Source organism: Limnobacter sp. MED105, from assembly GCF_000170915.1.
GTDB lineage: Bacteria > Pseudomonadota > Gammaproteobacteria > Burkholderiales > Burkholderiaceae_B > Limnobacter.
On the sequence record NZ_ABCT01000035.1, the window covers coordinates 1 to 7,614 of the forward strand.

At 52.3% G+C, this 7,614-nt stretch carries 9 protein-coding genes; 4 read left to right on the plus strand and 5 right to left on the minus strand.

Annotated elements, in window-relative coordinates:
• Positions 1-342: 342 nt before the first annotated feature.
• Positions 343-1,122, minus strand: a complete 780-nt coding sequence (locus tag LMED105_RS15715) for a hypothetical protein (protein ID WP_008253292.1) — start codon at positions 1,120-1,122, stop codon at positions 343-345.
• A 3-nt stretch (positions 1,123-1,125) separates the two neighbouring features.
• Positions 1,126-1,338 carry a hypothetical protein gene (locus LMED105_RS15720; protein WP_008253293.1) on the minus strand — a complete coding sequence of 71 codons (213 nt, stop codon included), beginning with the start codon at positions 1,336-1,338 and terminating at the stop codon, positions 1,126-1,128.
• A 152-nt stretch (positions 1,339-1,490) separates the two neighbouring features.
• Here LMED105_RS15720 and LMED105_RS15725 point away from each other — a divergent pair, with 152 nt between their 5' ends.
• The 3 genes from LMED105_RS15725 (at position 1,491) to LMED105_RS15735 (ending at position 3,464) form a co-directional block, all read left to right on the plus strand.
• Positions 1,491-1,958 (plus strand): thioesterase family protein, encoded by a 468-nt coding sequence (locus LMED105_RS15725; RefSeq protein WP_008253294.1) that lies wholly within the window; start codon positions 1,491-1,493, stop codon positions 1,956-1,958.
• A complete protein-coding gene (locus tag LMED105_RS15730) occupies positions 1,958-2,890 on the plus strand; it encodes an alpha/beta fold hydrolase (RefSeq protein ID WP_008253295.1) in 933 nt (310 codons plus the stop codon). The genes LMED105_RS15725 and LMED105_RS15730 overlap by 1 nt, the downstream gene beginning before the upstream one ends.
• A 199-nt stretch (positions 2,891-3,089) precedes the next feature.
• Complete coding sequence (locus tag LMED105_RS15735) at positions 3,090-3,464, plus strand: 5-carboxymethyl-2-hydroxymuconate Delta-isomerase (protein WP_008253296.1); 375 nt, start codon at positions 3,090-3,092, stop codon at positions 3,462-3,464.
• A gap of 13 nt (positions 3,465-3,477) precedes the next feature.
• Here LMED105_RS15735 and LMED105_RS15740 read toward each other — a convergent pair whose 3' ends face one another.
• The 3 genes from LMED105_RS15740 to LMED105_RS15750 all read right to left on the minus strand — a co-directional run bounded on the left by LMED105_RS15740 (position 3,478) and on the right by LMED105_RS15750 (position 6,088).
• Positions 3,478-4,248, minus strand: a complete 771-nt coding sequence (locus LMED105_RS15740; protein WP_008253298.1) for a triacylglycerol lipase — start codon at positions 4,246-4,248, stop codon at positions 3,478-3,480.
• Between the two features lie 207 nt (positions 4,249-4,455).
• Positions 4,456-5,730: an NAD(P)/FAD-dependent oxidoreductase gene (locus tag LMED105_RS15745; protein ID WP_040513807.1), complete on the minus strand. Its 1,275-nt coding sequence runs from the start codon at positions 5,728-5,730 to the stop codon at positions 4,456-4,458.
• 10 nt (positions 5,731-5,740) lie between these two features.
• A complete protein-coding gene (locus LMED105_RS15750) occupies positions 5,741-6,088 on the minus strand; it encodes a c-type cytochrome (protein WP_008253303.1) in 348 nt (115 codons plus the stop codon).
• A gap of 182 nt (positions 6,089-6,270) precedes the next feature.
• Here LMED105_RS15750 and LMED105_RS15755 point away from each other — a divergent pair.
• The coding region (locus LMED105_RS15755) for a parallel beta-helix domain-containing protein (RefSeq protein ID WP_040513810.1) at positions 6,271-7,614 on the plus strand (1,344 nt) is incomplete at its 3' end.

Below are 7,614 nucleotides of genomic sequence, written 5' to 3' on the forward strand. Positions count from 1 at the left end.
AACGGGCAGGTTTTCTTTAAGGCATGGCGATCGGGACATCGCTGCTGATCGGGCTCCAAGCCGATGACTCGCAGGCGCTGGTGATTTAGCCAACTCGGCAGTGGGCTTGCCTGTTCCGCACATTTAAGAAAACCGCCCCTTGTGAATTCATTCGCAGCGTTTGGCGAGTAGCCAACACCGAGACTCGGCCATGTGTTTTGCCGAGCTCGGTGAGCAAGAATCAATTCAACAAGGGATCAAGCGGTTTTCTGTGCGGAATCGGGCAGCCCTGCTGAGGTGGCGATAATCGGTCAACCCCGCTGAGTTGGCTACAGCTACAACGAAGGCAACCCCGCCAATCACTCAAGCCGCGAAATAAGCCTTCAAGCGGTCTGCATATCCAAGTTCTTCCGCTTTGACCTTGGCCAGACCCCGGTAAGTCTTGTTCACCTTGTCGGTCAGTTTGGCCATGCGTTCCTGGGCTTTTGCATCCATTTCAGCAGTGATCAACCCAACTTCAGTCATCAAGCCTGAATCTGCAAAGGCTGCGGCGATCAGTTCAATCAACTTCTCGTCGTTCAGCATATTGGCCAGTTTGGCAATGCGGTCTTTGCGCTGCGCATAAAAGGAAATGTGCAGGTTGGCGGCCGGGTCTTTGATCACTTCCATGATCTCGATGGCTTTTTTCTCGGGAATATAGTCGGTAAAACCGCCCAGCACGTGAAAGTCGCCATGTTCAACCAGCTTGGCAGTCACTTTTTTCAACTGCTCCACAGGCAATTCAGCCAACATGTCCACTGCGCGTTCCGGAATTTGCTCGCGAGCCACTTCAGCCATGAAGTCGGCATCAAAAAGTTTACACAGGCTGACTGCTTTGCTCATCGGGGTGAAGTAAGACATATTGGCCGTAATCGCCGGGCCAAACACCTTGGTGCACAGGGTGGCGCTGATGGAATCGGGTGCCAATTTGCCTGCACCTGCAATGCGTTCAAACACTGGGCCGAACTTGTTCAACAGGCTGTTCTGAAAATTGGTGCGCAGCTTTTGCAAAGCCAAGGCGTCGAGTTTGTCCAGGTACGCCAAGTCATCGGCAGACTTGTGCAGTGCTTGCGCCAAGCGGCGCAGTTCAGTGTTTCTGTCCATGTTTTAAAGCCCCAGGATTTTTTTGACAGTGCCGCGCAACAAGCGGGGAATGTGTTCCAGCGCGTTGTCCATGCTTTGCTTCAAGAAAGCATCGTGGGCTTGGTGGGCGGCGGCCAGGTCAGCGGCCAGCTTCTTTTGATTGGCAGCACTAAGCTGCTCCAGTTCGGGCATGGGTTCTCCCAGTGCGTCGATCAATGCGGCATCCAGTTTGGGCATGCAGGTCTCCGGTTTTGTTAAGTTTTGATGAATGATAAGTTGAAATATCGAATTCGACAGTTTTTCTTTCCCGTTTAGAGTGCTGGGTCAAATTCAGCACGGGGGCAGATCGCATACACTTTCACTCAGCGCTAACAAATCAAAGATTTTTCATGGCTCGCCTGCAACTGGATTTTCCAGACGATAACTTCGTTTACACCACCACATTGACGGTGCGTATTACCGACATCAATGCGGGCAACCATTTGGCCAACGATTCAATGATCTCCATGATCTCGGAGGCACGCGCCCGGTTTTTGTTTCAAATGGGTGTGCCTGAACTGTCAGAAGACAAAACCGGAATTATCGTGACCGACCTGGCCACCATGTACAAAAGCGAAGCCCATGCGCGGGACCAGCTTTTGTTTGAAGTGGGGCTGATGGATTTCAACAAATACGGTTGTGACATTATTTTCAGGATTACACGCCCTGCAGATGGCCGCCTGATCGCACTGGCCAAGTCAGGGTTCGTGTTTTTCAATTACAACGCCAGCAAAGTGGTACCCATGCCCGCTGACGTTCTTCATACCTTTCAACAAGCCTTGGCCGGCAAAGCATCGGTCAGCAAAGTGAGCCAGTAGTGAACAGTTACATTCCGATAAAAACCCACGAATCACATTTCCTGGACCTGCGCGGTTTGCGTACCCACTTGCATTGCTGGGGCTCTGTCGACGCGCCATTGCTGGTCATGGTGCATGGCTGGATGGATGTGGGCGCCAGCTACCAGTTTGTGGTGGATGCCCTGAAAAAAGATTATCGGGTTATCGCCCCCGACTGGCGTGGCTTTGGTTTGAGTGATTGGCCGGTGGCAGACGGTTCGCCCGGCATACGTTCGTATTGGTTTCCAGACTACCTGGCCGACCTTGATGCCTTGCTGGATCACTTCTCGCCCACGCAGCCAGTGAACCTGGTAGGCCACAGCATGGGTGGCAATATCGCCATGATGTATGCCGGTGTGCGGCCAAAGCGTATTCGCAGCGTGGTGAACCTGGAAGGTTTTGGCATGCTCGATTCGCCGCCCGAGAAAGCACCCAAGCGCTATTCCAATTGGCTTGATGAAATTAAAACGCCCAAAGAATTGCGCACCTACAACAGCCTGGAGGCGGTGGCCAAGCGTTTGCAAAAAACCAACCACAGACTGAGCGATGAGAAGGCGATGTACCTGGCGCAGTTCTGGAGCCGGGTAGAGAACGATGGCTATAGCTTATTGGGCGATGCTGCGCACAAAATCATGAACCCCATTGGTTACAGATTGGCCGAGGCACAGGCTTGCTGGAGCAATATTGAATCCCCAGTGTTGCATGTGGAAGCCAAACAGACTGAGGCTGGCATGTGGTTGAGTCGCGCTGGTGAGCCGGTTGATTTTGACGCGTTCCGTACCCGTTTCCACTGTGTGCCCAATTGGAAGCACGTGGTTGTCGACAACGCCGGGCACATGGTGCATCACGATCAGCCTGAGGTGCTGGCGCAGTTGATTGAGGCGCACATTGGGCAGGCAGCAAACCCAGAATAAAAAAAAGCCGACTTCGTGAGAAGCCGGCTTAACCTTTCTCGCTTGCGGAGAAGAGGAGACATGAGGTTGAACACTGTTACAGCGCTCAATGTGAACATTGTCGCGCTAAGGTTTTGGAACGACAAGCAGTTTTGTAGGTAATTTATACTAGACAAAACCATGAACTTTCACGGTTTTGTCACATACACAGGCTTTCACTATGCCCCACATTACGATTGAATACAGTGACAACCTTCAGAATCTGGATGAGTCCTGGGTGCTGCTCCAGGTGAATAAGGCCTTGATGGGGCTCGGTATTTTCATGGATGCTGATATCAAAACCAGAATTCATGGTTTACGTTCGTACCGCATGGGTGTGGCTGCTGCAGAGAGCGGTGAGCATGCTTTTGTTGCAGCCACGGTCGAGTTACTCAGTGGCCGTGAATTCACTGTACAAGAGCACTTGGGGCAGGTGTTGCTCAAAGTGCTTGAAAGAACTTGCCTTCAGGCCGACGGCCCCCAAACCCAAATCAGCGTACATGTGCGCGAAATGCAATCCGAGTTGTATTTCAAATCGGTCAGCAAACGCAGTTAATCTTTAGGGGGAATCAGGCGCCCAGCAATTGATGCGGGTTTTGGCCCTGCATTTTTCGTTTCAACAATTCAATCAGTCGTGGTTCGTCCAGCAAGGCCATGTGGCCAGTGCGGTCAATGACATGATTCGCCGCACCCTCCAGGTGGGCAAATCGATGGTGCAAAATCAGTGCGTCAGGAATGGCGATCACACTGCTCATTTTTTGGCGGTGCGCGTCGTCTTCTACATTCAATTCATTCAGGAAGTCGCTGTTGGGTAGCATGTCGATTGCGCAATCGCCCACGCCCAGGTGGGCCATGCGTGTGCCATTGTTGGGCGAGGCCAGTGTAAACAGGTGTTGCACCTGCGTGTGACTGTGCCAACGCGTGCTCATGGCTTTGCGCACAATCAGCCCGCCCATGGAATGGCCCACCAGATAGGTGTTGGCATCTTCACATTCAGCCTGCTCCAACACTGTGTCCATGTAGTGCCCAAAATCGCGGGCCATGTCGTGCACTGATGCCAGCACGTAGCGTGGCTGATACAGGGCCACGCGCACGCCGCTCCACAGCAGTTCTTCATACAGGGTTGCAAAGCAGCCCGGTTTTTCCATGTAGCCAGGCACCATGAACACGATTGGCAGTTGCCGATTGTGAAAATTGGGGCTGAATTCAGGAACGAATTGCGCCACACGTTGGCGAAACAGAAAGCTTAAGCCAAACAGATAGCCCTCGCGGGCCGCAAGTTTGGCAACGTCGGCCACGCCCAGTTTGGGATGACTGGATACAGGTGTTTGAGCGGCCATTTGTTGTCCCCTTTTAATTGCTTTCAGGTTTGCTGGCTCGTTTTGTTCAAATTACGCTTGTATGCGTATTTACTACAATTCAATTAACGGTCAAAAAGCACGCCTGTTGAGTAAATCGAACAAAACCTCGGGTAAATCCGGAGCAATTTCAAAGAAAAAGCCGGCGTTTGCCGGCTTTTCGGGGTGAACTAATCAATCCAAAGGAATTTATACCAATGTGTCTGCCCAAATATTCTGGGCCCAATTCCAGGCGTAAGTTCCTTCCAGTTCGTTGGGGGCTGCAGACACGCCACCGGAACCTTCTACGGTCAGGAAGGTTTTCTTTTCAGCGTTGTACACATGCACACTGGCCACGTGAATCACGTTGCTGGTGGTCACATAGCTGTAGCAGGTGTTGTTGGTCAACGGAGTAGCATTGGGCTCCCAACCGCTAAGTTGGGCAACAATGGCTGCTGCCACCACTTTGGCCTGGCTGTTGGCCATGTGGCCGCTTTTTGGCATCATGGGTGCGCCTTGCACCGAGTCGCCGATCACATGCACATTGGGCGCAACAGTCGATTCAAAAGTCATGTAGTTCACTTCAGCCCAACGCTTGTTCAGGTTGGCAATGCCAGAATCGACCGCCAGTTTGCCAGCACGCTGTTCTGGCAGAATGTTCAGCACATCGCCCTTGATGGGTTCTTCAAATTCAAAGCGAACGGTTTTTGTGGCGCCATCCACCCCGGTTACTTTCATGTTGGGGCGATATTCCAGAATGCCTTTGTATTCGCTTTCCCACACGCCTTTGAACAACTTGCCTTTCGATGTCACGTCGGCGTTCGCATCAAGCAATAGCACTTTCGATTTTGGCTTGTATTGCTTGAAGTAGTTGGCCACCATGCTGGCGCGTTCATAAGGCCCGGGGGGGCAGCGGTAAGGTGCCAGTGGCACGTTCAAAATGTAGGTGCCGCCGTCGGGCATGGCTTCCAGTTGCTTGCGCAAGCCCACGGTTTCGGGACCAGCTTTCCAGGCCTGCAAAATTTGTCCGCTGGCGTTGGCAGCAGCCAGGCCTTCAATTTTGTCCAGTTGCAAATCAATACCGGGTGACAAAACCAGTTTGTCGTAGGGCAGTGTTTTGCCGTTTTTCAGTTTCACTGTGCGTTTTTCAACGTCAATCGCGGTCACATAATCCTTCACCATCTTGACGCCATGGTTGCGGGTCAGGCCAGTGTAGGGTGTGCTGATTTCATTGATCTTGCGAATGCCACCCACCACCAGGTTGCTCATGGGGCAGGAAACAAAGGTGGAGTTAGGTTCAACCAAGGTTACGTCAAGCTGGTTACCGGACAACATGCGCAGGTATTTGGCTGCGGTTGCGCCGCCGTAACCACCACCGATTACCACTACTTTGCCTTTGGCACTTTTTGCAGTGGCTGACAGGGGCATGCCACCCAACAGGGCTGTGGCCAATGCGCTGGTTTGTAAAAATTGTCTTCTTTGCATGGTGCGCTCCTTAGTCTTTCTTGCCGAGGTAATTGGCGATGATGTCGATTTGCTCGTCGGTGTAACCCTTGGCAAGTTGATGCATCACGGTGGCGGGGCGCTGCCCGGTCTTGAACCAGATCATATTGGTTTTAATGTATTCAACACTCAGGTTGGCAAGCCCGGTCACAGCGCTGCCTTCCACACCTTGGCCATTGGTGCCATGGCAGTTCGCACAAGTCGCAGCCAGGCTGGCGGCTTGAAGTTTTTTCTCGGGTGTCAGTTCGCTGGCGATTGCACCAGTGCCCAACAGCAGGCCGCTGCCAGCCATGGCCAGGCACGTCAGCAAGCGTGCGGCGCGTTGTTTTAAATCAATCATTGATGTCTCTCCGTTTCTTATATGAGTGAATGCGTTCGCGGGCATTTCAATTCGAATATGAATCATCACGCATGCAGTGTCAATTAGCCGACACAAAGCGCAATCCACTTTGATTCTAGCGTGGTAACAGGTACAGGCAAGCAGTTTTTTCTCATATGCATATAACAAGATCGAGGTTGGACGTGGCTCACTCCAAACATGCACTGCAAGCAGTACTCCTTTCCCTTTCAACTCTGGTACTTTCTGCTTGTCTTTCTTCCGGAAGCGACGACCCTACCAACACCGCTGGCGGTGGTTCGGTGATCAATCCGGCCGAGTCGACAGGTCGGGTTTTTCTGATTCAGCCTGGCCCCAATGCCACCGAGGAAATGGTCAAAGCCATGGTGCAGCTCAAGCCCAAAGACATTTTGAGGTTTGATTGCGGCTTTTTTGATTTGAAAACCGGCATTCAGATTACAACCACCGAGGATGTGATTATTGAAGGCTGCGGCATGGATGAAACTTTCCTGTCGTTTCGCGACAGCACCTCGCAGGAAGGTTTTCTGGCCTCGAATGTGCGCGGTATTACCGTGCGTAACCTGACGATTGGCGATTCGCCCGGCGATGCGTTCAAAATGAAAGGCGTGAACCACGGTACTTTGAAAAAGGTGCGTGCCATCTGGAGTAGTGGTCGCAAACTGCCCGAAGAACGCCCAATTACAGCAGCCAACTTTCGCGATGAAATCAAAGTGGCCTGTACCGACCCCGCGCGCCACAACCCGGCCAACCCCAATCCACTGGAAACAGACAACACTTCACCCGATTACACGGTGAGCACGGCGTCCGGGCGCTACGGCATTTACCCGGTTGAAAGCCGCAACATTCTGGTGGAGGAAACAGAAAGTATTGGTGCATCGGATGCCGGTATTTACGTGGGCCAGACCAATATTGCAAAAATTCGCAAAAGCCGTGCCGCATTCAACGTGTTTGGATTCGAGATTGAGAACGTTCAGGACGGCGAATATTCCGAGAACCTGGCGGAGTGCAATTCCGGTGGTTTTCTGGTGTACGACCTGGACAACCTGACCCAGTATGGTTCGCGCTCCAGGGTGTACAACAACATTTCCCGCAACAACAACACCTACAACTTTGCTGTGCCAGGTTCGATTGTGGCCAATGTGCCTCGTGGCTCGGGCTTGATCACACTGGCTTACGACAAAATCGACATTTACGACAACGTGTTTGAGAACAACGGCACGGCCGGTATTATTTTGACCAGCTACGATTTGCTGGGAGAGAACGGTGACCGCCGCATGGATGTGTATTCCGAAGCGGTGAATATTTTCGACAATACCTTCATCAACAACGGGAATGATCTACCTCAGCCGGATTTTGCCAGCATCATTGCCACGCAAGGTGCGCAAATCAGCAGTGCGTTTCCACTGGTGGTGGGTTTGAAAAATGCATTGGGTGGCGGAGGCTACCGTGGCGCACACATTGTATGGGATGGTTACACCGACACGTTGAACAGCAGCTGCGACCTGCCC